Genomic DNA, 23,863 nt, shown 5'->3' on the forward strand with positions numbered 1-23,863 from the left:
TTATGAGTTTGAACTTAGTTTATGGGCTACTTGTTTTAGTTAGTGCCATGTATATCTCCCGCTTTTATGAAAAAGCGGCGATGCCTATGCCCCGCCGTTTACTGTTGGCAGGGCTGAGCCAGTTTTTGTTTCTGATCGCTTTAGGAGCTGCTTTTTCTCTAGCTAATATTGGTTTTTTTAATGAGCTAATGGGGTTAAACGAGAAGGTGCTTCGCGTTGTGGGAATGGCTGCGTTTGTCACTTTGTTAGTTGTGTTAAAGGTTTGGAATAAAAGCCGTGAGCTTGATTAGCTTATTTTACTCGATAGATCTGGCGCTTTAAGTGGCAAGTGTATTTCAAAGTGAGCCCCCTGTTGGGCGGCTAAGCACTTGATCTCGCCTCCTAGCTTTTGCACTAAGTTAAAACAGATGTGAGCTCCTAAGCCTGTACCACCCTGCGCTCGTTTAGTTGTGAAAAAAGGATCAAATATTTTTTCGCGGGCTTGTTCGCTAATGCCAGAGCCGTTGTCCCTATAATGTATTTCAATAGCGTTGTTTGACAGTGTGGCTGTAATCGAGATCTCAGCATCAGTTTTATCGGCAAAAGCGTGAATGGCGCTGTTCATAAATAAGTTGGTGAAAATTTGGCTAAATAAACCTGGGTAAGAATCAAGCTCTAGGTCGAATTTGATATTTAGCAGCAGTTTTATGTGTTTTTGTTTTGTGTGGTGATAGAGCGTATCCCAAGTCTCTTTACAATAATCGTGTAGGTTGAAAATTCTGCGCTCTTCGCTACTTTGGTCGGCGGCAACTTGTTTGAAGTTTTTAATTAGAGTAGAGGCACGATTTAAGTTCTTTTGCAGTAGTTCACAGGCATCACTATTTTGTTCAATAAAATTGTCAAAATCAGAGCGCTTGAGAGCTCCTTCGCTGTAGAGTTTTTTAAAGCTATCTACACTGTCGGCAAGGTGGCTAGCGGCAGTAACGCCCACTCCCAGTGGGGTGTTAATCTCATGCGCAACACCTGCAACCAGTGAGCCTAGTGCAGCCATCTTTTCAGATTGTACAAGTTGCGTTTGAGCTTGTTTAAGTTGTTCAAGAGTGTGCTCGATTTCTATTTTATTTTGCTCCAGCTTTGCATAAGCCAATCGCCGTGCGATATTACTTCGGTAAAGGGCAAAAAAACTAATGGCAATCAGCATTAACGCAAAGCCTGCGCTAATTAATAAAATATATTGCCGGCGTATTGTGGAACCCTGGGTTTTTAATTCGGTTAGTTGGGAGTCTAGTTCTTCTTCTTGCATGCTTAAGCTCTGCCGTTGTTGCTCTAGCCTTTCTGTTTGTTCTGTGAGCATGGCTTTGTTTTCTGCGATTAGCTTATTTAGTGTCGCAATAGAGCTCTCTTTGTCGGCCAGTTCGCTGCGTTGATTATTTAGAATGTTGTTGTTGTTTTGAAGTTGAGAGCGGCTATCTTCTAAACTGCTAAGTAGCGCTTGATGTTCGCTTTTAAGAGTGTTGAAGCGGAGCTCGGTGTCTTTGACTTTTTGTTGTTGGCTTTTTAGTAAACTGAGGCTAGATTTCATCTCTTGCTTCAGTGTTGTTAGTTGTTTCCTATCGGTTTCAATGTCTTTGAGTTGGCGCCTTAGGGTATGGTTAAGCTCGGTTAGTGCTTGAGCTATGTCCACTTCTGAGCCGCCTAGTAGTAACACATCGTTGCTGAGCCCTAGGCCGGCACTGATGATTTGATAGCGGTTGAGCTCAAAATTCACACGGCCGTCTTCTGGATAATAAAAGTTGATCATAATGAGGTTGCTTTGCTGAGCGGCATCAGTGATAAGTAAAACCCCCTGTTTTTGCATATCGACACTGATTCCAGCAAGTTTGTTATTGTATTCAGAGCCAAGTATTAAGGCGTGTTGACCTTGGCTTTGATTTAGATCTTTCAGCTCTTTGAGTTCAATGCTGCGGCCATTGACTTTTTTGCCTTCTAAGCGCTCTAAGATACGTATTTCATCCTCACTTAAAGCAATATGCGCCAACTTAAGTTTTTTGCTGTTATCGGGCCAATCTATTTGTTCGAGTATTTTATAAACAAGTGCGGTTTTTAGCGTTTGCAGCTCAGCACTGCTACTGGAGGCGTAAACACTGGTACTGATTAGCAGGCACAGCAGTATGCATCCAGCTAGCCATAGGCTGCGTGTACTGGATGCGAAGAAGGGGTATGTCAATTGGCGGGGCATCTTTGCACTGCGTCCTGCAATAGATTTATGGCTAGTTAAAGTGTAGACCTGAATACAGAAGTGAGCCTCTAGGGCCTCCGTGTGCTAGAATCGCGCGCCAAACAACCTGTAGTTATTCGAGTTAGACATGCATTGTCCTTTCTGCAGCGCCAATGACACCAAGGTGATTGATTCCCGCCTAGTCAGTGATGGTGCGCAAGTGCGTCGCCGCCGTGAATGTGTTGATTGTCACGAGCGTTTCACTACCTTTGAAGCCGCCGAGTTATTAATGCCTCGGCTGATCAAACATGACGGTTCACGTCAGCCTTTTGATGAAAACAAATTGCGAGCGGGCATGCAGCGCGCGCTGGAAAAACGTCCAGTGAGTGTAGAGCAAATAGAAACGGCCATTGCCCATATCAAACACGCCTTACAGGCAATGGGGGAGCGCGAACTTGACTCTAGACAGGTCGGTGAAATGGTGATGGAACAGCTGCGCAAGCTCGACCAAGTGGCCTATGTTCGTTTTGCTTCTGTTTATCGAAGCTTCCAAGATCTGAGCGAGTTTCAGCAAGAGATCGACCGTTTACAAGGTGGGGGTAAAGGGAGTGATTAGCACTGACGATAGACGTTATATGCAGCGAGCCATTGAGCTTGCTCAGCATGGCTTGAATAGCACGGCACCAAATCCAAGGGTTGGCTGCCTCCTGTTAAAGGATGGCTTAGTCATTGCTGAAGCCTGGCACGTGAAGGCGGGTGAAGCCCATGCTGAAGCGGCAGCTTTGCAACAAGTCGGTGAGCAAGCACGTGGTTCTTGTGCCTATGTGACCTTGGAGCCTTGCAGTCATCATGGCCGAACTGGCCCGTGCGCTGACGCTCTTATTGACGCTGGTGTTAGCCGTGTTGTCTATGCGATGCAAGACCCAAATCCAGAGGTTGGAGGTGAAGGTATTGCTCGGCTTAAAGCGGCGGGTATCGACGTTGATGGCCCTGTGCTTGAGGATGAGGCGCGAGCTTTAAATCCTGGCTTTATAAAGCGCATGGAATCCGGTTTGCCTTATATTCGAATTAAAAGCGCGATGAGCTTGGATGCACGTACGGCAATGGCCAGTGGAGAAAGCAAGTGGATTACTGCGCCGGCTGCACGTGACGACGTCCAAAAACTCAGAGCACGCAGCTGCGCATTAATTACTGGTGTTGGCTCGGTGGAGCATGATGACCCCTCTTTGACTGTGCGTTTGAGTGATGATGATCGGCAGCCGCTGCGTGTCATTGTTGATTCTCACGCTCGTTGCCCGCGTCGAGCACAAATCTTTGAGAAGCAAGGTCGCACAATCATTGCCTGCCTAGAAAGTGCAGACATTGCAGAGAATGATAAACGTGAGTTTTGGCGTTTACCTGAGCGTAATGGCCGAGTAGATTTACGAGCACTAGTTGAACGTTTGGCGCAAGAACAGTGTAACGAGTTGCTGGTCGAAACCGGGGCCGAGCTGGCTGGCTCCTTTGTGGGGGAGGCTCTGGTAGATGAGTTTGTTATCTATATCGCACCCAAGTTATTGGGTTCGAGTGCTCGCCCCTTGTTTGAACTCCCCGTTTCAACCATGAGTGGTAACTTGCCCTTGGTGATAAAAGACATTCGTGCAGTCGGTTATGACTGGCGGGTTACTGCAATGCCTGATCCCGATAGCTAGTGTAGTTATCATTGTTTGTGAGCCTAAGACAGGTTCTATATGTGATAAACAATTAGGCCCCAAGCCTAAGCCAATATTGAGTTTAACAATGTTTACCGGAATTATTGAAGCTGTAGGAAAGGTTAAAAGTGCAGAGCGTCAAGGTGGCGATTTGCGTTTGCATATTGAAGCGCCAGAGCTCGATTGGGCCGATGTGCAACTGGGTGACAGTATTGCCACCAATGGTGTCTGCCTAACTGCCGTGGCTTTGCCTGGGCAATCCTTTGTCGCGGATGTCAGTATCGAAACCTTAGATTTAACCACTATTGGCGGCCTAAAGCTTGGCGATAGCGTTAATCTAGAGAAGGCCTTGATGCCCCAAAGCCGCTTGGGAGGGCACATCGTTAGTGGCCATGTTGACGGTCTTGGTGAGGTTGTTAGCCGCCACAGTGACGCCCGCTCCGAGCGTTTTGTTTTGCGTGCTCCAGCTGAGCTTGCTCGGTATATCGCTCACAAAGGCTCAATTACAGTTGATGGCACAAGCTTGACGGTAAACAAGGTTAATGGTGCCGAATTTGAGTTGAATATCGTGCCCCATACTATCCAACACACCATTATTGGTGGCTACCACTCAGGTAGCACGGTGAATTTGGAGGTAGACGTTATTTCTCGCTATTTAGAGCGCTTGCTATTGGGAGATAAAGCAGCAGACGCTAGTAGCGAGGCTAAACTCACAGAAAGTTTTCTCGCCGAAAACGGTTATTTGCGTTAGTCGCAGCTAAGAGGCCCCATTGGAAATGGAACTAGATAGAATAGAAGATATTATCGACGATATTCGTCAGGGTAAGATGGTTATCCTGATGGATGATGAAGATCGCGAAAACGAAGGTGATCTAGTGATGGCCGCTGAGCAGTGTCGGCCCGAAGATATTAACTTTATGGCAACCCATGCGCGTGGCCTGATCTGTTTAACACTGACGCCCGAGCGCTGTACTCAGCTTGATTTACCGCTGATGGTCAGAGAAAACCACAGTGTGCATGCAACGAACTTTACCCTCTCTATCGAAGCTGCTGAAGGCGTCACTACGGGCATCAGTGCAGCGGATCGCGCTCGAACCGTTCGTGCTGCGGTTGTTAAAGATGCTAAGCCCCAAGATATTGTGCAACCGGGCCACATCTTTCCGCTGATGTGTCAGCCAGGCGGCGTGATGAGTCGAGCTGGCCATACGGAGGCCGGTTGTGATCTTGCCCGTTTAGCGGGTTATGAGCCAGCGTCAGTAATTGTGGAAATTATGAATGAAGACGGTACTATGGCGCGCCGTCCAGAGCTGGAAGCTTTTGCTAAACAGCACGGTATAAAAATTGGCACTATCGCCGACTTAATTGCTTATCGTGCCGTGAATGAACGCACAATAGAGTGTATTAATGAGCGTCAAGTGCAAACGGCCTACGGTGAGTTCACCCTAAAGACCTATTTAAACAAGGCTTTGAACGAGCGTCATTTTGCCTTAATCAAGGGGGACGTAGGGGGAGATGAAGCGGCCTTGGTACGAGTACATGTTGGTAACACGATTCGAGATGTGCTGACTATTCGTCCTGCTGGTGAAAACTATCAGAGTTGGGATTTTCACGCTGCACTTAAGCGTATTGCAGAAGAAGGCAGTGGGGTTGCTGTCTACATTTGTCATTCCGAAACGACAGAAGAAATTGAAGAGGGTATAGACTGGTTGCTAAGTGGCAAGCAGGTGCGTCCCAAGCAAGACGAAGCCTACAAACAAGTGGGTACGGGGTCTCAGATCTTACAGGATCTAAATGTCCGCAAGATGCGTTTATTGAGCGCACCGTTTAAGTTTAAAGCGCTAAGTGGTTTTGACTTAGAAGTTGTTGAATATATTCGCAACGATCAATAGGGCTAAACTTGCACTTACGGCAAGTGAAACAAGAATTAACTTAACAAGAGATGACTATGGCTATCACCACCATCGAAGGAAATTTTCAAAATTGCAGTGGCAAATACGCATTGCTAGTAAGCCGTTGGAACAGCTTTGTTGTAGAGCATTTAAAAGAAGGTGCCATTGATACCTTGCGCCGTCATGGCATTGCCGACAGTGATATTGAAATTGTTTACGCCCCGGGTGCGTTTGAATTTCCTCTAGCGGCGCAAAAGCTGGCAGAAACCAAAAAGTACGATGCCATTATTGCTTTGGGCGCAGTTATTCGTGGTGGTACGCCTCACTTTGATTATGTTGCGGGCGAATGTACTAAAGGCTTGGCTCAGGTTGGTTTAAATGCAGGTATTACCATTACTTTTGGCGTTTTGACTGTAGATAGCATCGAGCAAGCTATCGAGCGCAGCGGAACAAAAGCCGGTAACAAGGGCGCTGAAGCTGCTACAACAGCTTTGGAAATGGTTTCCCTGCTTAAAAACATTTAAGAGTAACATAATGAAAGTAAGTGCTGCTGCGCGCGGGCGCGCACGACGTATAGCCATGCAATCTCTTTATCAGTGGCAAATGACTGATAACGCTTTGCATGTGATCGAGGCTGAGTGCCATGTTGAAAATGATATGGATAAAGTCGATACCGATTATTATTCGGCTATTTTCCATGGCGTTGCTAAAAGTAAAAGTGAAATAGATGAGCTCTTTAAGCCGTTTTTAGTGGGCTTAAGGCTTGATCAGGTTGACCCAATTACCTTGGCTATTTTGCGTATGGCAACTTGGGAGCTCAAAGAACGTATTGATGTGCCCTACCGAGTGGTTATCAACGAAGCGATTAACTTGACCAAAAAATACGGTGCGGCCGATAGCCATAAATTTATTAATGGTGTGCTTGATAAAGTGGCACCTCGACTGAGAGCTGCCGAAATCGGCGCAGCAAAATAAGCGTGGATGAGTTTGCGTTAATTCGAGAGTTTTTTAGCCAACATGAGGCCGCAGATTCTGTGGCAACGGGTGTTGGTGATGACTGCGCTGTGCTTCTTCCTCCTCTAGGCCAGGGGCTGCTTTGCAGTGTTGATACTGTGGTAGCTGGTCGGCACTTTCCCGCTGAAGCGCGCCCCGAGCTTGTTGCTTCTCGAGCATTGCGTACGGCTTTAAGTGATTTAGCAGCAATGGGAGCTGAGCCGCTGTGGTTTACTCTGGCGTTGACTATGCCCCATGTTGATGTGCCTTGGTTAGAATTGTTTAGCAAGGGCCTGTATGCGGTTGCTGAAAGCTATGGTGTGAAATTGGTTGGGGGAGATACCACCAAGGGGCCTTTATGTATCAGTGTGCAGGTAATGGGGGCTACCCCTACCGGCAAAGCCTTGTTACGCAGTGGTGCCAATGTTGGTGATCAACTGTTTGTTACTGGCAGTCTCGGTGACTCTGTAGGCGGTTTACAGTGCTTATTAGGGAAGTTAAAAACCGATGAGCAAAGCGCCCACCAGCTTAAAAAAGCCTATTGGAAACCCGAACCTCGCTTGAGTCTCGGCCAGCAATTACGCGATAAAGCTAGCGCCTGTATTGATGTTAGTGATGGTTTATTAGCTGATCTTGAACATATCTGTAAAGCCAGTGGTGTGTGTGCTGTGGTTGATAGTGCGCGTATTCCTTTATCGGCGGCATTACTTGCCTCGGTGCCAACTCGTCAGGCTTTGGAGTGGGCTTTAACCGGTGGCGACGACTATCAATTGTGTTTTACGGTTTCTGGTGATGAAGCTGAAAAACTTAAGCAAGCTGCACGCAATCGTTTAATTGATGTGAGTTGTATCGGTGAAATTATTGCCGGTGAAGGTATTATTGAAGCTTCTTCACGCTCACCGTTTCAATTTAAAAAAGCTGGATTTAATCACTTCTAATGGCTTATCAACGCCCTAAAATGCCACCTGCCAAACAAGTATTTAGCGACTGGCGTATGTTGCTGGCCTTTGGTTTTGGTTCGGGTTTGGCTCGAGTTATGCCCGGCACTTTTGGTACTTTGGCCGCAGTGCCATTTTATTTGTTGATGCAAAGTTTGCCTCTATGGGCGTATGCAGCGGTTATTGTTGTCACTTGGCTTGTAGGTAATTATTTGTGTTCTTATGCTGCGGATAAGCTTGGTGTGCATGATCACGGCGGTATTGTTTGGGATGAGTTTGTCGGTTTTTGGTTAACGATGTTTGCTGCACCAACAGGCTGGTTGTGGCTGCTTATTGGCTTTGTACTGTTTCGCTTTTTTGACATGCTTAAACCCTGGCCCATTTCTTGGTTAGACCGCCACGTTAAAGGCGGTTCGGGTATTATGATCGATGATATTGCTGCGGGTTTAATGGCCTTTTTATGCTTGCAAGGCCTTCATTACGCACATGTCTCTTCAGGCTTCTTTTAACTGGCTGTATTGTGAGAGGATCACAATGATATTTGCTTATCTTCGAGCTGTCATAGTGACTTTTCTCTCTTTGTTGCTAATCGCAGTACCAAGCTTTGCTGACATTGAAGTGATCGCGAAAGGCTTAATGGATGGCCGCGCTGTTCTCACTATCAATGGTCGTCAACAAGTATTAAAAGTTGGTCAGAGTTCTGATGAGGGCGTTACTCTCATTAGTGCTGATACAGAGCGCGCACTGATTCTGCTTGATGGTCAAGAGCGCGAGTTATTATTGAGCCAGCAGATCGGAGGCAGCTATAGTCAGGTAGCGGCGACCGTTGTACGTTTAAGCAGTAAAGACAATGGCCATTATTTTGGTTCGGCCTTTATTAAGGGGCGTAATGTGCCCTTTATGGTGGATACCGGAGCAAGTATTGTGGCGATGAACTCTCATATCGCTGAAAGCCTTGGTTTGCGCTATAAAGATGCCCCACAAATACGAATTTCTACTGCTCAAGGTAATACCAACGCATATGAGCTGAATTTAGCCTCTGTCAGTGTGGGAGGTATTGTTGTGAAGCAGGTAAGAGCCGCAGTATTTGAGGGCGATTTTCCTCGGCATGTATTATTAGGTAATAGCTTTTTGTCGCAGGTAGATATGAAGGTTGAGCAGGGCGTGTTGATTCTGCAGAGCCGTTAATGACGGTTGAGTTTTGTTGGTGTTAGTGCCTTTTTATTTGCAGTCTATGAACTTGACTCGGATTGCTAAAAGAGTAAGGTGCTGCGCAATAGTAGCCTCTTTGAGGCCTCACTTTTGGAGTTAGTGTGTCGGTTAAATACGTCGAATCATCTAAGTTACCCACCCCTTGGGGTATTTTTACAATGCATGGCTTTATCGATGAAGATAACGATAAAGAACATGTGGTACTTAGTTATGGCGACTTAAGTGAGCCAGAGCAGCCCGCCTTAATTCGTATTCATAGCGAATGCTTAACTGGTGACGCTCTATTTAGTTTACGCTGTGATTGTGGCGCCCAGCTACAAGCAGCAATGCACAAAATAGCCGTGGAAGGTCGTGGTGCTATTTTTTACCTTCGGCAAGAAGGCCGAGGTATAGGTCTTATTAATAAAATTCGCGCTTATAAGTTACAAGACTGTGGTTTAGATACAGTAGAAGCGAATGAAAAATTAGGTTTTGGCGCGGATATGCGTGACTACACCATGCTCAAACCTATGTTTGAACACCTTGGTATCAGCAAGGTCAAGCTAATGACCAACAACCCCCGAAAAATAAAAGCCCTCGAAGATATTGGGGTGGAAATAGTTGAGCGCCGTCGCCATGAAACGGGGAGAAACCCACATAATGCCCAGTATCTTGAAACCAAAAAAGGCAAGCTTGGGCACCTACTTATGGGTGATGATAAAGATGAGGTTAACGAGTAGTTGTTTTTGAGCTAAAGGCTTATCTTGCCATTTTTATATAGCCTGCTTGGTTCTCAATACGTTTGAACCAGGCTTGTATGGCGGGGTATTTCTCTAGATCAAAACCGCCTTCATCAGCAACATGGCTATAAGCATATAAAGCGATATCGGCAATAGTGATGCTATTGCCTACTAAAAAGTTGTTTGTTTTTAGTTGTGCTTCCATTTGAGCTAGGGCTTTATGGCCACCATCGTGCTTGCTTTTATATTCTTCTAAACGATTTTCTGGTAAGCCAAGATATAGGCTTATATAACGTGCGACGGCAATAAAAGGCTCGTGGCTATATTGCTCAAAGAAAAGCCACTGTAATACGCGGGCTCGTTGAAGTTTGTCTTCAGGTATAAAATCAGTATCTTCAGCTAGATACGATAAAATAGCATTGGATTCGCTAAGGTATTGGCCTTCGCTTATTTCTAATAAAGGGATCTTACCATTGCTGTTTTTCTTTAAAAAAACGGTACTGCGTGTCTCCCCTTTTAATATGTCTAGATGCAGCCATTGATGTTCTATTTGTAGGAATTCAAGTAGTAGCTTAACTTTATAACAGTTACCACTAAGCATATCTCCGTACACTTTAAGCATGACAGCTCTCCTTTAGGCTTATCAGTAATTACTCTTGTGTGTTAAAGCTGGTGCTTGTTTATCGCCCTCGCTTTATTTATAGCTTGGCACATTAGCTCCGCACCTTCAGCAATGCGCATGCTGTGTCTATGCAGTAAATCTGGATTTATTGTGTAAAGTTGTTTGTTCTTAACCGCGTTAATGTTGTCGTAAGCCATCCATATAGAAAGAGGCTCTAAGCTATTGTTTTTACTTCCACTAAACATGACCTGGGGGTTTGCACTAATAACCGACTCAATGCTTACCACTGGTGCTACAGCTTTTTCATTGGCAAATATATTAATGCCTCCACACAGCTTGATAACTTGGTGGATAAGCGTGCTTTTATTCAAGCTTTGAATAGGTTTGTTCCAAACTTGATAAAAGCTAGTTACTGCTTCTTTATCGCTATTCTCTTGTCTGAGTTGAGTTATTTTCTGTAAAAAGGCCTCGGCTTTTGTTTTTCCTGCGTCAGGCTTGTTAGCAAACTTTGCGAGTTGAGTGATAGTGTGAGCTATGTCATTAAAGTTATGAGCATCATCACTATAAACGGGAATACCTAGCTTTTTTAATTGCTCGATTTCGGCGTTTTTATTGGCCCCGGCCCAGGCCAGAACTAAATCGGGTTTGAGTGCGATAATACTTTCAATGTTGATTACGCTACTGTTTCCAATGCGAGGAAGGGCTTTTGCCGGCTCTGGATAGTCTGAATAATCGACTGCGGCAACAAGTTTTTCGCCTAGGCCTGCTGTCCAAGCGAGCTCGACTAGGTGAGGAGCTAATGCAATCACTCGCTGAGCGGGTTGTTTAAGTACAATTTTATTGTCTAGGTCATCGTAAGCGCTAATTTCGGCCTGTGCTTGTGCTGCGAATACTAAAAAAAGGACTAGGTATTTAAGCATAAAAAGAAAGCCCTTTTTTATTTGTGCCAGGGTGTTTGCTCTCAATAACTTTACAGTCAAATACATCACTAAACACATCGGCGATTAAACAGGTTTCGGTGTGTCCACTTAATACAAGCTCACCATTTTTGAGTAGGCTAATGTTGTCGGAAAATTGGCTGGCTAAGTTAAAATCATGCATAACACAAATAATACAAACACCGTGTTTAGCGAGATCTTGCAACAATCTCATTAAGGCATATTGGTGTTTGATATCGAGCGCGCTACTGGGTTCATCTAATAGCAGCACTTTAGCTTGGCTTGTGGGTTTAGGCGATGCTGTTGTTATGTTTGTTGGTTGAGGCCATATTTGGCACAGAGTTCGTGCGAGTTGGCAGCGCTGTTGTTCACCGCCACTGAGCTGGGTGTAGGCTTTGTGGCTAAGCTTATTTAAGTCTAGTGCTTGTATGCATGTCTTTATTATTTCTTGGTCGCATTGATAGCCGCTGCTATGAGGGATACGCCCAAGCTCAACCACTTCACGGACACTAAAGGCAAAGTTTAGGTTTGATTTTTGTGGCAGAACGGCAAAGTTTTGCGCAAGATCTGCTTGTTTCCAAGCTTTTATATCTTTATTTAAAAATTGAATACTGCCTGTGTCTAGAGGGATATCACCTGCCAGTGCTTTTATTAAGCTGCTTTTCCCAGCTCCGTTAGGACCGAGAATAGAGTGAATGCCCGCTGTGAAATCGATACTGATATTCTTCAGTACGGCTTGTTGGCCTTGTCGGGCAGATACATTAAGGCATCTGAGTATATGGTCTTTCTGGGTGATATTTGTCATAGTTAATAGCCATAACTTGGCTGGCGTCGCAGCAGCAATAAAAAGAACGGCGCACCAATAAAAGCAATTAATAAACCTACTGGTAGTTCGCTTGGCTGCATTGCCAATCTGGCTAAAGTGTCAGCTGTTAGCATAAGTAGTGCGCCTATAATTGCGCTGACGGGCAGCAATAACCTGTGTCCCGGGCCAACTAGTAGGCGGCATAAGTGAGGCACAATTAAACCAATAAAAATAATGCTTCCGCACAGAGCTAGGCTGGTGCCGCAGGCAATGGCTACGATGATGATAAGTAGGTTCTTTTTGCGTTCTACATTAAACCCTAAGTGGCGGGCTTCACTTTCGCCAAGTAAAAAAGCGTTAAGTACATTCGCTTGAGTGAAAATGATCACGCTACTAAATATCGCAACTGCTATGGCTATATTTGCACTTAGCCAATTTGCACCACTGAGTTTGCCCATATGCCATAGGCTCATTTGTCTTAATACTTGATCGCTGGAAAAAAATTGCAGTAGTTGGTTGAGGCCTGCAGCTAAAGCCGAGAGTGCCATTCCTGCTAGCAGCATGGTCGTCACGTTGATGTAATTATCGTGTTTTGCAATTCTGTAAATGGCAAAGATAGCAATGCTTGCCCCAAGGCAGGCGCCTATTGCAGTACTACCTATGAGGCCTAACGTACTTAAGCTTGCCGAGAAAAAAATACTGAGGCTGGCACCTAAAGATGCACCGGCATTCACACCAATTAAAGATGGGTCGGCTAAGGCGTTACGAAATAAGCCCTGCATTGCGCAGCCGCTCATAGCCAGCATGCAGCCTACGGCAATCGCTAATAAGGATCTGGGTAGGCGAAGCTGCCAGAAAATGGTTTCTGCAAGTGCATCGCCGCGTAAAAGAGCAGGCCAAGAGAGTTGGCTTGCGCCAAGACTTAGAGAAGCAAAAAACGCCAGTAAAATTAATACAATAAGGATGGAGATTAATCGAGTTGGCGAAGGGCGGGGCATTAAAAATCGACCCCTTTACGTGCTTTAATGCCGTCTTTAAAGGCGTGTTTGATTTCTTTAACCTCTGACACAGTATCCATAATGTCTTTTAAGTCTTTGCCACCGCCTCGCCCAGTTACAACCACGCTTTGCTCGATAGGCCTATTTTTAATCGCATCTAAGATCTTTGTTTGCTCTAAATATTTATAGGCGAGCATATAAGTCAGCTCGTCTAAAACAACCAAATTATAACGGGGGTCAGATAAAGCTGTCTGAGCTTGCTGCCAAGTTCGTTCAGCCGCTTCAATATCAGCACTTCGATCTTGGGTATTCCATGTAAAACCTGTGCCCATTTGATAGAAATATACGTCTGGGCACATAGCGCGAAGATAGAGCTCTTCACCACTGAGTTGCTGGCCTTTGATAAACTGGATAACGGCCACCTTGTGACCGTAACCCAAAGCGCGCATGACCATGCCAAAAGCGGAGGAACTTTTGCCTTTGCCATTTCCCGTTAAGAGTATGGCAACACCACGCTCTGTCGAGGCTTCAGCAATATGGCTATCGACTTTAGCTTTTTGTTTTTGCATCGCTGAGCGATGCTTGTCATTGCGCTTTTTATCTTCCATTGCTATCTACTTAAAGTTTGTTAGAAGCTTACATTAACACTTGCTTTAACGGTGCGCCCCGAGGTGTTGTAACCTGGGGTGATAACATAGTCTTCATCCGCTAAATTCTGTACTTTTGCACTAAGTGTTACATTTGAATTGAGCGCATAATTACCATAGATGTCAAACAGGCTGTAGTCTGGCAGGAAGTCTCCAAGGGCTTCGCGTTTACCGTAGTAGCTTGCAATTAAACCGTAATCAATATTGCCAATGTCATGGCCAAAAATCAGATTCAGTTTTTCCTTGCTGCGCTTTTGTACAATCATGCCTAACTCTTTGTACTCTGGATCGACATAAGTTGCATTACCTGCAAGGGTAAAGGCTCCTAACTTAGCTTGTGCGCTTAGGTCTATACCTTGAATGTCTACTGTGACGTTATAGGGTTTCCAGTTACCGCTCTCATCTGGAATCCATTCAATTAAGTTGGTGATTTCATTTTTATAGGCCGCTACTTGCCAGTTCCAGTTTTGATAACGTGCTTTTAGGCCAATCTCTTGATTAAGTGACTCTTGAGGTAATATCTCAGAGTCACCTGAGCCTGGGTAGTAGAGTGCATTAAAGCTAGGAGCTTGAAAGCCTTCGGCAACACTTATATAAGCGCGATAGGTATCAGAAAAACTATAACCCGCTGCGGCAGAACCACTGGTTTGAGTACCGTAGCTGCTATTGTCATCTTGGCGCACGCCAAGGTCGATATCTACTTTATTCAGGTTTAATTGCAATTGTGCAAACAGCGCTGTGTTGTCGCGCTCCGTCTTGGTGTAGGTAGCAGGCTCGCCTGTAAAGAAATCATTGTAACCAAAGTCGGCATCTACTTTTTCTTGGTGGTAGTCCAGACCGATGTTTAATAAAGTGCTTTCATTAAACTGAAAATTGTTGAGCCAATAAGCAGATTGACGCACAGTCTCAAAGTAGGAGGTTGCGACATTCTCATCGGTGTTACGTTCTTTGCTGTGATCTTTAGATTCTGCCAAGTTTAAACGAGTGCTATAAAGAGAGTCGCTGGTATAACCACCACTCACTTGAGTTACTCTCAGATCTTGTTTGCGAGAGGGGTTAACTACGTAAAGACTATCGTAGTCATTTTCAGCTTTGCTTTGTAGGTGGGTTAAGCCAATATCAAAACCACCTTCGAGCTCTTGTTTAATGCTCAGATTAAGTGACTTATTGGTAAAACCATCGTTATCGTCATTACCGTTGTCGTTATTTTCTTGGCTGTCAAAACCATCACTGTCAACGGCGGCAACACCAATAGAATAGGTGGTTGCATCTATGGTGCCGCGACTACCTGCGGCAGCGCGCAAGGTATTATAAGAACCTGCTTCGGCTAGGCCCCAGTTTTCAGGCTGCTTGCCTTCTTCAAAGGTAAAAAACTGTAAAACGCCACCGATTGCTTCGCTACCGTAAAGTGCAGAGCGTGAGCCGCGCACGTATTCAGTTCGAGCCATAAGAGCAGGGTCAAGTAGTTGGATAGAGCTAAAACCGTTTGTTGCTGATGAAAAACGTTGGCCGTTAATCAGCATAAGGGTTTGTTGGCTGCTAGTACCACGAGAGAATACGGATACTGGTGTGCCTGGTCCGCCGCTCTGAGTAACATCAATGCCACTTAATAAGTTTAGAGCATCGGCAAAATTGCTTATTTGCAGTTTTTGTAGCTCTTGCGTGTTGATGACATCCACTGAAGCTAGTGTCTCAAAGCTAGATTGTTTGGTTAAGTTCGCGGTGACTACCGTTTCTTCCGTAATAGTGGCTGGCTCGTCCTGAGCGAAAGTGTTTAAAGCCGCGGCGCTGATTGCGAGGCCAAGTAAAGTGCGAGAAGGAAAGCTCATATTAGGTATCCAATGAGGGATTCAAAATATGATGTAAGGTAGGGATACGAAGGCGGCAGTATCTGCCCAATACAAGGGAGGCTGCAGTCTACGGATGTCGCCCACCGCAACATCGAGAATAAGTCAGATTACACAGGTAATCATGCTGTATTTAAGGCCGGTATCCGGGCTTGAGCTTTGAAGCAATGCTTCTTTTTATCGCCTTCCCGTGATTTGCACAGTGGCTAATGATAAAAATGTAAGGCTCTTACCGTTGCGGGGGCAGCGTAGGAATCTCACCTACTTCCCGTTTAACTACACAGCTTAGCTGGCAGCACCTTGAAACACGGCGCGATTATAGAGAAGCCTATCGTGAATGCAATCACGGTTGTCGGCCCTTGCTTACATAAGCACCTAAAGGGATGTAGACTGAATTATTATTTGCACTTGTTATTGCTTAGATCATGAATGTGCGTGGTTTTACTTTAATCGAACTGTTAGCCGTGATGCTTGTTGTTGCTGTACTGACTGCAGTGGCATTGCCGCGCATGGTGAATGTAGGCCAAAGTGCTCAGGTTGCTAGTTTGCAGGGCATGCATGCGGCTTTAAATAGTGCCACTACCATGGTTTCATCTTTTGCTGCTTTAGAGGGTTTGACAAACCAAAACGCTATTCTGCCAGATGGAACAAGAATCAGATTAAATAATGGTTATCCAAATGCTCGTTGGGGGGCTTCGGTTCGCCGTTTAGTGAGTTTGGATAATGTGCCTCAGAGTGGGGCTAGAGCTGAGTGCGAAAGAGACTGGTGCGGACGCGGTAATCGCAATTCTATTCCCGGCTTGGATCCCGCTTTAATTGGCAGTAGTGGGCATGCCGCTCTGATCTATTCTAGAGGTTATACGTTTAGAGATCAGTGCGGTGTTTATTATATTAACCCTAGAGATGGCTCTGCACCGCTAACGGGGCTACTTACAGATGGTTGTTAGGCCTCTTTATATCCTATATGGATTATCCTCAGCACATGGATAAGCGTGGTTTCACTTTGGTCGAGTTGTTGGCGCTGATGTTGATCGTTGCTACGTTGGCGGCTATAGCTCTGCCGCGTTTTGCCGATCTAAGTAGTGTCGCGCAAATCAGCAGCTTGCAGAATATGGAGGCTGCTATGAATACCGGCACCATGCTTGTATCCTCAAAAGCGACACTGGAAGGCCGTGTTCTTGGTTTTGATCAAGTGACGCTTGATGACGGAAATGTCATTCATTTATATGGAGGTTATCCGCGTGGTCATTGGAATTTAGCTGTAAAATATTTAATTAATTTAGATGATGTACCTTATTCTAGGAATCGTAATCAGCCATGTGAAAGGCAGTGGTGTGGTTTGGGAAATCAACGCTTTATCCCAGGGGTTGGTAGCTTTAGTGGCAGAGGTGCTAAGGTTTGGCCCAAAGGTTATCGCTGGAATGAGCAGTGTGGTGTGTACTTTATTAATCATGAAAACGGCAGCCCTCCCGACATCGGTGTCAGCTTTCGTGATTGCTAATGTACTGTTTAATAAGCATTTATGATTTCATTTTAATATGCTCTGTTCGCTCCTTATGTATAAACGCGGCTTTACCTTAATAGAAGTGCTTGCGTTGATCTTGCTTGTTGGCGCTCTCGCTTTTGTGGCTTTACCTAATTTTGTTAATTTAAAACGCCCCGCCCAACTCAGTAGTTTGCAAAACATGGAAGCGACCCTGCGCAGTGCCAGTGTACTTGTCTCCTCAAAAGCTTTGCTTGAGGGCAAAGACACTGAAATCACCTTGGATGATGGTACGAGCATTGAGCTTTATGCGGGTTACCCTACAGCAGATTGGCTGAATTCAGTGCGATACTTAATTAGTTTGGATTCGGAGTTTTATACTCGCCTTAATGCACCTGCTTGCGAAAAAATGTGGTGCGGGGTTGGTAATCGACCATCGATTCCGGGTATTGGTGCCGTTAGCGGTGCAGGGGCTAAGATTTGGCCTAAAGGTTATACTTGGGGGCAGCAGTGTGGGGTTTATTTTATAAATCGTGAAAATGGTGAGCCCCCAGAAATAGGTCTTACTAGTCGCGATTGCTAGGTCGCTTTGATGCGTTATGGAATCTATGAGCGCTTTTAATATTAGCTTGCAGCAAGGGGATATTTGCCTCTCTGAAACTGACGCCATAGTTAATGCGGCTAATTCGTCCTTACTTGGGGGCGGTGGAGTTGATGGTGCTATTCATGCCGCAGCAGGGCCTGCGTTATTGGCTATGTGTGAGGGCATTCCCTTGCTCGATGGTATACGCTGCCCAGTCGGGCAAGCCCGCATCACAGGCTCTGGAAATTTAAAATGCCGCTATATTATTCATACCGTTGGCCCTATTTATAGTAGCGACAGTGAGAGTGCTGGTTTGTTACAAGCAGCCTATCAAAACAGTTTGTTATTAGCCTTGGCGAATAACTGCCGTAGCGTAGCGCTGCCGGCCGTTAGTTGTGGTGTTTATGCATATCCTGCCGCTAAGGCTGCAGCTCTGACATTGGCAACATGCTCAAGGCCTGAGTTTCGTGATTTAAAGCTTGAGTTTTATCTTTTTGATGAGACGATGATGCTTATTTGGTCTCGGGCTCTGGCAGAGCTAAAGGCAGTGTTGGTTTAAGCCTGTTTACTTGTTCTTTTTCTGCGTCTGTGAGCGCTTGATAAAAGCGACCGTAGGGCCAACCATAAGCCCAGCGGAACTGGGTTGGAAAATAAGGTGAGCCTCCTACTCTTACACCTGCGAGCATAAGCATCGCTATTTCAGGCTCCCCCACCTCCGCTACACAGAGGCGTAATTCTGCATCAGCTTGCGCTCGTTGTGCATAACTGCCCCCTTGCCAGTAGGCTAAGTCATGTTCAGTGCAGCAGCGTAACCAAAGTTGTTTTTGAGCAAAAGTACCATCGGGGAAAGCACTGCAGCCATCACTGCTAAAAGGCTGAAGTAGAGAGCTTGATGAGGGCTCCAGCCCATCTACTAGCTCTGAGCCATAACAAAATTTGTTAATAAATAGCAGTGTTAAAATAGCTAGGCTTAAGCGGGGCATAACAGAACGGTATCGCTGAAAACCCTGAGCTTAAGTAGTTCGTATTTTAAAGGCAAGTTATTGATCGTAGGGCTTATGCTAAGTTAGGGTCAGCATAAGCTCTTTAAGCTATGGCAGTGACTTCTTTTAAGATCTATAAAGGCGGCGTAGGGCTGTAATAAAAACCGTTGTAGCTTAGTTTACAGGTCGTGAGATAAATTAAATGAGGTGAGAGCCTCTATAGGTAAGTTAAGGAATATGGGGTCTGACTCTAGTCTCACTTATGGGGCTTTGCTAAACAAAGCGTGGCCAATTATTTTGGCTAATGCGGCTATCCCCTTATTGGGTTTAGTGGACACGGCCGTGATTGGCCATTACGGATCGACAGCTGAGTTAGCTGGTTTGGCTGTGGCCAGTGTTGTCTTTAATTTGATTTTTTGGTTGCTTGGTTTTTTACGCATGGGTACAACAGGCTTTATTGCTCAGGCCGATGGCGCTCAAAACCAAAATCGAATGATGCAAATTTTATTACAGAGTTTGCTATTTGCTTTGTTGTTGTCGGTATTGTTACTGTGTTTTCAGTCCCCTCTATTGGCTTTAAGTCATTGGCTTTTACAGCCTCCTAGCTCGGTTGCACCTCACCTAGATGCTTATTTTTATATTAGAATCTGGGGGGCTCCCGTGGCTTTAATTAACTTTGTTGCTTTGGGCTATTTTATTGGTCGAGCTCAAAGTAAAACTATTCTTGTCTTGCAGCTATTTTTGAATATAAGCAATGCATTGTTTGATTATATTTTTGCAGGGATTTTAGATTGGGGGCTAGAGGGTATCGCCTTTGGTACACTATTAGCTCAGCTTCTTTGTGCTTTAATATCCCTTGTTCTGATTAGCAAGCAACTGCCTTTGTTGAGCTATTTAATTCAAAATCCACTCGCTAAGATTATGCATGGTTGCATGGCCTTGTTGGTTCAAAATAGAGAGTTATTTATCAGGACCTTGTTTTTATTGATGGGCTTTACATTTTTTACTCGTATTGCTGGCAGCTTTGGTGAGCTTAACTTAGCCGCTAACCATATTCTTTTGCAGTTTATCGCTTTTAGTGCGTTTTTTCTGGACGGTTTTGCCCATGTACTTGAAGCTCAGGTTGGTCGATTCTTGGGCGCTAAAGATCAACACCGTTTAAGATTGGTAAGTTTGAGAAGCTCGGTTTTAGCGGGGGGCTGTGCTTTACTCTTGGCCCTAAGTTTTTATTATCTTGGGGCTTATGTTGCACAGCTTCTTACCAATAAGCAGGATGTCGTTGATCTGGTCGTTTACTTTTTGCCTTATTGTGCCCTATATACCTTTTTAGCTGTGGCGGCTTTTCAACTCGATGGCTTGTATATTGGTGTCTCCTATGGTGCAGCTATGCGTAATTGCTCTATGGTTTCGACGCTTATCTTTCTTTTCAGTTGGTATTTCTTTTTTATAGAGTGGGGTAATACAGGCTTGTGGTTAGCTTTTATCGTATTTGTTGTTATAAGAGGGGCTAGCTTGGCCTTCTATTTACCCGCATTAAAACGCTATGTGCAATTGCAGGAGAAACCTCGGCATGTTTGAATCCTCTGAGCTTGAACCAGAGTTATTAATTAAACTTGCTAACTTTACTATGCCTTTTGGTAAGTATGCGGGTACACGTTTGATTTACCTGCCTGAAGAATATTTACTTTGGTTTCGTGATAAAGGATGGCCTGCAGGTGAGTTAGGTCGGCTCTTGGCGGTTTGCCTAGAGTTGAAGATCGAAGGTTTGGAAGGCGTCATTGAGCCTCTTATAAAAAAATGAATATGATGCTTGTTTTTTAAGCTATTTCTATAGGATTAGATATGTTAACGCAATCACATAGCGAGACAATTAAAACTGAAACCGGTGATATGCAGGTACAAGTGTGGCGGCCTCAATCGGGTGAGGCTTTCCCTACTATTATTTTTTATTCGGAAATTTTCCAGATCACAGAGCCTATTAGCCGCAGTGCAAGAATCCTAGCCGGTTTGGGTTTTGTGGTTGTGGTGCCCGAAGTTTTTCACGAATTGAACCCAGTGGGAGCGATCTTAGCCTATGATGATGCAGGCAAGGATAAAGGTAATAGTGATAAAGCGACAAAAAATTTAGAAGCGCATGATTCGGATACACAGGCTTTAGTGCGGTGGAATAAACAGCAGGCATTTAGCCGTGGGCCTATAGGGGCTATGGGGGTGTGTATAGGAGGGCATTTAGCATTTCGTGCAGCACTTAACCCAGAAGTTAAATCGGCCTTTTGTTTGTATGCAACCGACATTCATAGTAATAGCCTGCCCTGTGAGCCAGCTAACGATAGTTTGAGTCGGGCAAAGGACATTAAGGGGGAATTATTTATGGTTTTTGGTAAGCAAGACCCCCATGTTCCGGAGGAAGGTCGCTTGTCGATTTATAAATATTTACAAAAAGAAGCAGTTAATTATAACTGGCTAGAGGTCAATGCTGTGCACGCTTTTATGCGTGATGAAGGTGATCGTTATGACTCTGCCTTGGCTTTAGAGATGTATATAAAGGCGCAAGCTTTTTTTCAGAGAACCTTGGTTTGATTGGTTTGAAGTATTTATTGTATAGAGTAAGTTTAAAATGTTTATTATTGATATCACTTATAAAGTCAGTTTGGACTTGGTTGAACCTCATTTACAGGCGCATATAAGTTGGTTGGAAAGGCACTATGCTAGCGGTTTATTTGTGGCTTCGGGGCGAAAAGAACCGAGAACAGGCGGTATTATATTAGCGCTTAGTGATAGCCTTGAAAGCTTGCAAGATATTGCTAAACAAGATCCCTTTTTTGAGCAAGGTTTAAGCGATATACGTATTACCGAATTTATTCCTAGCAAAGCTGGTGATGCTTTTAACTCTTTACTTGATGCCCCTTGAATCTGATCTTATCGGTTTTTTATAAAGCGCAAACGTAATACTACTAATATGGGCAGGCAAGCAGCGCTTGTGCTAATGACATCGGCTAGACTATGGTAGCCTAGATGCTTCATAAGTAGAGCGTAAATTACAAGCGATAAAGCATATATGCCATTTATAAGTACTGTCTTTGGCTTTTCAACTTGGCAGTAAAGCGCTACGAGTAACAATAAGGCCATGGCGCTGTGACGACTGTAATCCATTCCCCAGTGGTGCCAGTATGAAAAATAGGCATCAACCTGACCAAGGCCATAAATCCAGATAAGCCCAAAGAAAAAATACAGGCTAAGTTTTTTATAATTTACTCGGCTTGGCTGATTGGTTCTCTCGGCGCGCTCTATTCTAACTTTTGCAAGGTAGAGCAGGGCAAGAGTTGGAATATATAAATCAGCCAAGAAACTTAATAAGATGCTCATCTGAAGCTCTGTGGTATAACTTTCACACTAATGTAGCTAAGTATAAGTTCTCTACCTTAGTTAAGCATATACTATATACTTAGCTTCTCTTAACACTCTAAGTGTTTTAACAACTTGGGGCCTTTCTTTTATATATGCCTTCCGCTTTAGATATTCTTCAACACACTTTTGGTTATAGCGAGTTTCGCGGCGAGCAAGAAGCCATTGTTACTAGCTTATTGGAAGGTCATGATGCATTGGTATTGATGCCAACAGGCGGTGGTAAAAGCCTGTGCTATCAAGTACCAGCTATTTTACGCCCAGGTGTCGCTATTGTTGTTTCGCCGCTGATTGCTTTGATGCAAGACCAAGTTGATGCGCTCGATGAGCTGGGTGTTAGCGCCAGTTTTGTAAATAGCAGTTTAAGTTATGATGAGATTCGAACGGTTGAGCGTCGTTTACTCTCAAATGACTTGGATTTACTTTATATTGCGCCTGAGAGATTGCTGCAAGAGCGTACTTTAGAACTCTTAGAGCGTTGCCAGTTATCCATGTTTGCAATTGATGAGGCTCATTGTGTGAGCCAGTGGGGGCATGATTTTCGTCGAGATTATTTGGCCCTTAGCGGTTTACGTCAACGCTTTCCTCAGCAGCCTTTTATTGCCTTAACCGCAACAGCTGATGAGCGTACACGACAAGAAATTATAGATCGTTTGCAGTTACACAATGGCAAACATTTTATCTGCGGTTTTGATCGACCTAATATTCAATATCGTATTCGTCAAAAAGCACAAGCTCGTAAGCAGCTATTAAATTTTTTGCAAACCGAGCAGCAGGGTAATAGCGGTGTTGTCTATTGCCTTTCTCGTAAAAAAGTTGAAGAAACAGCGAAGTGGTTAAGTGAGCAGGGTTTCCATGCTTTGCCTTTTCATGCTGGCCTTTCTAGTGACATAAAGCGTGAAAATCAAAATACATTTTTACGAGAGGATCAGGTCATTATTGTGGCGACGGTGGCTTTTGGTATGGGCATAGATAAACCCGATGTGCGTTTTGTGGTGCATATGGATATGCCCAAAAGCATTGAGGCTTATTACCAAGAGACAGGCCGCGCTGGCCGAGATGGTGATGAGGCTGTTGCACTTATGTTTTACGGTATTGAAGATGTCGTAAAGCTTAAGCAAATGGCATCGACATCAGAGGCCGATGAGGCCTTTAAGCGGCTTGAGCAGCAGCGTTTAAACGCCCTACTTGCTTTGTGTGAGTTGCACACCTGCCGCAGGCAGCTTTTATTACGTTATTTCTCTGATGAGCTAGAAAACCCCTGTGGTAATTGTGACAACTGCATAGAGCCCCCTCGAAGTTGGGATGCAACTGAAGCCGCGCAAAAAGCTTTAAGTTGTGTTTATAGAACAGGGCAGCGTTTTGGTGTTAATCATATTATTGATGTGCTGCGCGGAGCGAATAATGAGCGTGTTTTTAAATTCTCTCACCAAAACTTAAGCACTTGGGGCATAGGTAAGGAATACAGTGCCGATGAGTGGCGGCTCATTTTTCGCCAGCTTATTGCGCGAGAGTTATTGGCTATCGACGGTGAGGGTTGGGGTGTTTTACATTTGACTGAGCTGGCAAGGCCAGTGCTACGCGGTGACGAGGTCTTGGAATTACGCGCTGACGTACAAGCTAAGGCTGAGTCTAGGCGCAAAGTGCATAAGCGTATTGTCGACGATATTGAAGAAGCGGATATGCCTTTGTGGCAGGCTCTTCGAGCTTGCCGCAAGCGTTTGGCTCAAGAGCACGGCGTGCCGCCCTACATTATCTTTAATGACGCCACTTTAAGAGACATGTTGGTGCACAGGCCTGAAGACGAGCATGCTTTAAGGCAGGTCAATGGTGTGGGTGATAAAAAGCTGCAGAGCTTTGGGCAGGCGTTTTTGGACGTGATTATTGAAGATAACTTTAATATGTAGCTGTTT

The 23,863-nt window shown here is 44.8% G+C and carries 29 protein-coding genes and 1 riboswitch; of the genes, 20 read left to right on the forward strand and 9 right to left on the reverse strand.

Annotated features, from left to right (window positions below):
• The first annotated feature begins 2 nt into the window (after nt 1–2).
• Nucleotides 3–290, forward strand: a complete 288-nt coding sequence (locus tag AB1S55_RS05750; protein WP_370980841.1) for a hypothetical protein — start codon at nt 3–5, stop codon at nt 288–290.
• On the opposite strand, the gene AB1S55_RS05755 is transcribed toward AB1S55_RS05750, so the two are convergent.
• Nucleotides 287–2,218 carry a YfiR/HmsC family protein gene (locus AB1S55_RS05755; protein WP_370980842.1) on the reverse strand — a complete coding sequence of 644 codons (1,932 nt, stop codon included), beginning with the start codon at nt 2,216–2,218 and terminating at the stop codon, nt 287–289. The two genes, AB1S55_RS05750 and AB1S55_RS05755, sit on opposite strands and share 4 nt — an antisense overlap.
• Nucleotides 2,219–2,345: 127 nt before the next feature.
• Here AB1S55_RS05755 and nrdR point away from each other — a divergent pair, with 127 nt between their 5' ends.
• The 10 genes from nrdR (at nt 2,346) to ribA (ending at nt 9,639) form a co-directional block, all read left to right on the forward strand.
• Nucleotides 2,346–2,813, forward strand: coding sequence for a transcriptional regulator NrdR (gene nrdR / locus AB1S55_RS05760; protein WP_370980843.1), 468 nt, complete (start codon nt 2,346–2,348; stop codon nt 2,811–2,813).
• The gene (ribD, locus tag AB1S55_RS05765) at nt 2,809–3,888 is read left to right on the forward strand and encodes a bifunctional diaminohydroxyphosphoribosylaminopyrimidine deaminase/5-amino-6-(5-phosphoribosylamino)uracil reductase RibD (protein ID WP_370981575.1); all 1,080 of its coding nucleotides are present in this window, start codon (nt 2,809–2,811) and stop codon (nt 3,886–3,888) included. Before nrdR ends, ribD begins: the two co-directional genes overlap by 5 nt.
• Nucleotides 3,889–3,976: 88 nt before the next feature.
• Nucleotides 3,977–4,639 (forward strand): riboflavin synthase, encoded by a 663-nt coding sequence (locus tag AB1S55_RS05770; RefSeq protein ID WP_370980844.1) that lies wholly within the window; start codon nt 3,977–3,979, stop codon nt 4,637–4,639.
• Between the two features lie 25 nt (nt 4,640–4,664).
• The gene (ribBA, locus tag AB1S55_RS05775; RefSeq protein ID WP_370981576.1) at nt 4,665–5,777 is read left to right on the forward strand and encodes a bifunctional 3,4-dihydroxy-2-butanone-4-phosphate synthase/GTP cyclohydrolase II; all 1,113 of its coding nucleotides are present in this window, start codon (nt 4,665–4,667) and stop codon (nt 5,775–5,777) included.
• A 56-nt stretch (nt 5,778–5,833) separates the two neighbouring features.
• Nucleotides 5,834–6,301, forward strand: a complete 468-nt coding sequence (ribE, locus tag AB1S55_RS05780) for a 6,7-dimethyl-8-ribityllumazine synthase (RefSeq protein ID WP_370980845.1) — start codon at nt 5,834–5,836, stop codon at nt 6,299–6,301.
• 10 nt (nt 6,302–6,311) lie between these two features.
• Nucleotides 6,312–6,752: a transcription antitermination factor NusB gene (nusB, locus tag AB1S55_RS05785; RefSeq protein ID WP_370980846.1), complete on the forward strand. Its 441-nt coding sequence runs from the start codon at nt 6,312–6,314 to the stop codon at nt 6,750–6,752.
• Between the two features lie 2 nt (nt 6,753–6,754).
• On the forward strand, nt 6,755–7,708 hold the full coding sequence (gene thiL, locus AB1S55_RS05790; protein WP_370980847.1) for a thiamine-phosphate kinase: 954 nt from the start codon (nt 6,755–6,757) through the stop codon (nt 7,706–7,708).
• The gene (locus AB1S55_RS05795; protein WP_370980848.1) at nt 7,708–8,217 is read left to right on the forward strand and encodes a phosphatidylglycerophosphatase A; all 510 of its coding nucleotides are present in this window, start codon (nt 7,708–7,710) and stop codon (nt 8,215–8,217) included. The genes thiL and AB1S55_RS05795 overlap by 1 nt, the downstream gene beginning before the upstream one ends.
• 55 nt (nt 8,218–8,272) lie before the next feature.
• The gene (locus AB1S55_RS05800) at nt 8,273–8,896 is read left to right on the forward strand and encodes a TIGR02281 family clan AA aspartic protease (protein WP_370980849.1); all 624 of its coding nucleotides are present in this window, start codon (nt 8,273–8,275) and stop codon (nt 8,894–8,896) included.
• Nucleotides 8,897–9,021: 125 nt separating this feature from the next.
• Nucleotides 9,022–9,639, forward strand: coding sequence for a GTP cyclohydrolase II (gene ribA / locus AB1S55_RS05805; protein ID WP_370980850.1), 618 nt, complete (start codon nt 9,022–9,024; stop codon nt 9,637–9,639).
• 19 nt (nt 9,640–9,658) lie between these two features.
• Here the strand turns inward: ribA and AB1S55_RS05810 are convergent, their stop codons facing one another.
• Genes AB1S55_RS05810 through AB1S55_RS05835 form a run of 6 tightly spaced genes read right to left on the reverse strand, consistent with a single transcriptional unit; the run spans nt 9,659 to nt 15,478 of the window.
• Nucleotides 9,659–10,261, reverse strand: coding sequence for a glutathione S-transferase family protein (locus AB1S55_RS05810; RefSeq protein WP_370980851.1), 603 nt, complete (start codon nt 10,259–10,261; stop codon nt 9,659–9,661).
• 41 nt (nt 10,262–10,302) lie between these two features.
• Entirely contained in the window at nt 10,303–11,181 is an 879-nt protein-coding gene (locus tag AB1S55_RS05815) for a cobalamin-binding protein (protein ID WP_370980852.1), read from the reverse strand.
• Nucleotides 11,174–12,004 (reverse strand): heme ABC transporter ATP-binding protein, encoded by an 831-nt coding sequence (locus AB1S55_RS05820; RefSeq protein WP_370980853.1) that lies wholly within the window; start codon nt 12,002–12,004, stop codon nt 11,174–11,176. The genes AB1S55_RS05815 and AB1S55_RS05820 overlap by 8 nt, the downstream gene beginning before the upstream one ends.
• 2 nt (nt 12,005–12,006) lie before the next feature.
• Nucleotides 12,007–13,002, reverse strand: coding sequence for a FecCD family ABC transporter permease (locus AB1S55_RS05825; RefSeq protein ID WP_370980854.1), 996 nt, complete (start codon nt 13,000–13,002; stop codon nt 12,007–12,009).
• Entirely contained in the window at nt 13,002–13,610 is a 609-nt protein-coding gene (gene cobO / locus AB1S55_RS05830; RefSeq protein WP_370980855.1) for a cob(I)yrinic acid a,c-diamide adenosyltransferase, read from the reverse strand. Before cobO ends, AB1S55_RS05825 begins: the two co-directional genes overlap by 1 nt.
• 20 nt (nt 13,611–13,630) lie before the next feature.
• The gene (locus tag AB1S55_RS05835) at nt 13,631–15,478 is read right to left on the reverse strand and encodes a TonB-dependent receptor domain-containing protein (RefSeq protein WP_370980856.1); all 1,848 of its coding nucleotides are present in this window, start codon (nt 15,476–15,478) and stop codon (nt 13,631–13,633) included.
• Between the two features lie 137 nt (nt 15,479–15,615).
• Nucleotides 15,616–15,814, reverse strand: a riboswitch (cobalamin riboswitch).
• A gap of 107 nt (nt 15,815–15,921) precedes the next feature.
• On the opposite strand from AB1S55_RS05835, the gene AB1S55_RS05840 reads away from it, so the two are divergent.
• The 4 genes from AB1S55_RS05840 to AB1S55_RS05855 are packed head-to-tail and all read left to right on the forward strand — an operon-like array spanning nt 15,922 to nt 18,121.
• Nucleotides 15,922–16,443, forward strand: coding sequence for a Tfp pilus assembly protein FimT/FimU (locus AB1S55_RS05840; protein ID WP_370980857.1), 522 nt, complete (start codon nt 15,922–15,924; stop codon nt 16,441–16,443).
• A 35-nt stretch (nt 16,444–16,478) separates the two neighbouring features.
• A complete protein-coding gene (locus AB1S55_RS05845; protein ID WP_370980858.1) occupies nt 16,479–16,997 on the forward strand; it encodes a type II secretion system protein in 519 nt (172 codons plus the stop codon).
• A gap of 55 nt (nt 16,998–17,052) precedes the next feature.
• Nucleotides 17,053–17,562, forward strand: coding sequence for a type II secretion system protein (locus tag AB1S55_RS05850; protein ID WP_370980859.1), 510 nt, complete (start codon nt 17,053–17,055; stop codon nt 17,560–17,562).
• 25 nt (nt 17,563–17,587) lie between these two features.
• Nucleotides 17,588–18,121: a macro domain-containing protein gene (locus AB1S55_RS05855; RefSeq protein WP_370980860.1), complete on the forward strand. Its 534-nt coding sequence runs from the start codon at nt 17,588–17,590 to the stop codon at nt 18,119–18,121.
• Here the strand turns inward: AB1S55_RS05855 and AB1S55_RS05860 are convergent.
• Nucleotides 18,075–18,545, reverse strand: a complete 471-nt coding sequence (locus AB1S55_RS05860; RefSeq protein WP_370980861.1) for an FAD-binding oxidoreductase — start codon at nt 18,543–18,545, stop codon at nt 18,075–18,077. The two genes, AB1S55_RS05855 and AB1S55_RS05860, sit on opposite strands and share 47 nt — an antisense overlap.
• Nucleotides 18,546–18,782: 237 nt before the next feature.
• Between AB1S55_RS05860 and AB1S55_RS05865 the strand changes: the two genes are divergently transcribed.
• The 4 genes from AB1S55_RS05865 to AB1S55_RS05880 are packed head-to-tail and all read left to right on the forward strand — an operon-like array spanning nt 18,783 to nt 21,456.
• Nucleotides 18,783–20,123, forward strand: coding sequence for an MATE family efflux transporter (locus AB1S55_RS05865; protein ID WP_370980862.1), 1,341 nt, complete (start codon nt 18,783–18,785; stop codon nt 20,121–20,123).
• Nucleotides 20,116–20,346: a DUF3820 family protein gene (locus tag AB1S55_RS05870; protein WP_370980863.1), complete on the forward strand. Its 231-nt coding sequence runs from the start codon at nt 20,116–20,118 to the stop codon at nt 20,344–20,346. The genes AB1S55_RS05865 and AB1S55_RS05870 overlap by 8 nt, the downstream gene beginning before the upstream one ends.
• A gap of 41 nt (nt 20,347–20,387) precedes the next feature.
• On the forward strand, nt 20,388–21,125 hold the full coding sequence (locus tag AB1S55_RS05875) for a dienelactone hydrolase family protein (RefSeq protein ID WP_370980864.1): 738 nt from the start codon (nt 20,388–20,390) through the stop codon (nt 21,123–21,125).
• A 37-nt stretch (nt 21,126–21,162) separates the two neighbouring features.
• On the forward strand, nt 21,163–21,456 hold the full coding sequence (locus AB1S55_RS05880) for a YciI family protein (protein ID WP_370980865.1): 294 nt from the start codon (nt 21,163–21,165) through the stop codon (nt 21,454–21,456).
• A gap of 8 nt (nt 21,457–21,464) precedes the next feature.
• Here the strand turns inward: AB1S55_RS05880 and AB1S55_RS05885 are convergent, their stop codons facing one another.
• Entirely contained in the window at nt 21,465–21,911 is a 447-nt protein-coding gene (locus AB1S55_RS05885; protein WP_370980866.1) for a hypothetical protein, read from the reverse strand.
• Between the two features lie 134 nt (nt 21,912–22,045).
• On the opposite strand from AB1S55_RS05885, the gene recQ reads away from it, so the two are divergent.
• Nucleotides 22,046–23,857, forward strand: coding sequence for a DNA helicase RecQ (recQ, locus tag AB1S55_RS05890; protein WP_370980867.1), 1,812 nt, complete (start codon nt 22,046–22,048; stop codon nt 23,855–23,857).
• Nucleotides 23,858–23,863 lie beyond the last annotated feature (6 nt).

Origin of the sequence: Agaribacterium sp. ZY112 (assembly GCF_041346925.1) — a bacterium.
Taxonomy (GTDB): domain Bacteria; phylum Pseudomonadota; class Gammaproteobacteria; order Pseudomonadales; family Cellvibrionaceae; genus Agaribacterium.

Excerpts from the sequence above, each read along its gene's own strand:
- AB1S55_RS05750 (WP_370980841.1), top strand. The coding sequence starts at position 3 with ATGAGTTTGAACTTAGTTTATGGGCTACTTGTTTTAGTTAGTGCCATG.
- AB1S55_RS05755 (WP_370980842.1), bottom strand. The coding sequence starts at position 2,218 with ATGCCCCGCCAATTGACATACCCCTTCTTCGCATCCAGTACACGCAGC.
- nrdR (WP_370980843.1), top strand. The coding sequence starts at position 2,346 with ATGCATTGTCCTTTCTGCAGCGCCAATGACACCAAGGTGATTGATTCC.
- AB1S55_RS05770 (WP_370980844.1), top strand. The coding sequence starts at position 3,977 with ATGTTTACCGGAATTATTGAAGCTGTAGGAAAGGTTAAAAGTGCAGAG.
- ribBA (WP_370981576.1), top strand. The coding sequence starts at position 4,665 with ATGGAACTAGATAGAATAGAAGATATTATCGACGATATTCGTCAGGGT.
- ribE (WP_370980845.1), top strand. The coding sequence starts at position 5,834 with ATGGCTATCACCACCATCGAAGGAAATTTTCAAAATTGCAGTGGCAAA.
- nusB (WP_370980846.1), top strand. The coding sequence starts at position 6,312 with ATGAAAGTAAGTGCTGCTGCGCGCGGGCGCGCACGACGTATAGCCATG.
- AB1S55_RS05795 (WP_370980848.1), top strand. The coding sequence starts at position 7,708 with ATGGCTTATCAACGCCCTAAAATGCCACCTGCCAAACAAGTATTTAGC.
- AB1S55_RS05810 (WP_370980851.1), bottom strand. The coding sequence starts at position 10,261 with ATGCTTAAAGTGTACGGAGATATGCTTAGTGGTAACTGTTATAAAGTT.
- AB1S55_RS05815 (WP_370980852.1), bottom strand. The coding sequence starts at position 11,181 with ATGCTTAAATACCTAGTCCTTTTTTTAGTATTCGCAGCACAAGCACAG.
- AB1S55_RS05820 (WP_370980853.1), bottom strand. The coding sequence starts at position 12,004 with ATGACAAATATCACCCAGAAAGACCATATACTCAGATGCCTTAATGTA.
- AB1S55_RS05825 (WP_370980854.1), bottom strand. The coding sequence starts at position 13,002 with ATGCCCCGCCCTTCGCCAACTCGATTAATCTCCATCCTTATTGTATTA.
- cobO (WP_370980855.1), bottom strand. The coding sequence starts at position 13,610 with ATGGAAGATAAAAAGCGCAATGACAAGCATCGCTCAGCGATGCAAAAA.
- AB1S55_RS05835 (WP_370980856.1), bottom strand. The coding sequence starts at position 15,478 with ATGAGCTTTCCTTCTCGCACTTTACTTGGCCTCGCAATCAGCGCCGCG.
- AB1S55_RS05840 (WP_370980857.1), top strand. The coding sequence starts at position 15,922 with ATGAATGTGCGTGGTTTTACTTTAATCGAACTGTTAGCCGTGATGCTT.
- AB1S55_RS05845 (WP_370980858.1), top strand. The coding sequence starts at position 16,479 with ATGGATAAGCGTGGTTTCACTTTGGTCGAGTTGTTGGCGCTGATGTTG.
- AB1S55_RS05850 (WP_370980859.1), top strand. The coding sequence starts at position 17,053 with ATGTATAAACGCGGCTTTACCTTAATAGAAGTGCTTGCGTTGATCTTG.
- AB1S55_RS05855 (WP_370980860.1), top strand. The coding sequence starts at position 17,588 with ATGAGCGCTTTTAATATTAGCTTGCAGCAAGGGGATATTTGCCTCTCT.
- AB1S55_RS05860 (WP_370980861.1), bottom strand. The coding sequence starts at position 18,545 with ATGCCCCGCTTAAGCCTAGCTATTTTAACACTGCTATTTATTAACAAA.
- AB1S55_RS05865 (WP_370980862.1), top strand. The coding sequence starts at position 18,783 with ATGGGGTCTGACTCTAGTCTCACTTATGGGGCTTTGCTAAACAAAGCG.
- AB1S55_RS05870 (WP_370980863.1), top strand. The coding sequence starts at position 20,116 with ATGTTTGAATCCTCTGAGCTTGAACCAGAGTTATTAATTAAACTTGCT.
- AB1S55_RS05875 (WP_370980864.1), top strand. The coding sequence starts at position 20,388 with ATGTTAACGCAATCACATAGCGAGACAATTAAAACTGAAACCGGTGAT.
- AB1S55_RS05880 (WP_370980865.1), top strand. The coding sequence starts at position 21,163 with ATGTTTATTATTGATATCACTTATAAAGTCAGTTTGGACTTGGTTGAA.
- AB1S55_RS05885 (WP_370980866.1), bottom strand. The coding sequence starts at position 21,911 with ATGAGCATCTTATTAAGTTTCTTGGCTGATTTATATATTCCAACTCTT.
- recQ (WP_370980867.1), top strand. The coding sequence starts at position 22,046 with ATGCCTTCCGCTTTAGATATTCTTCAACACACTTTTGGTTATAGCGAG.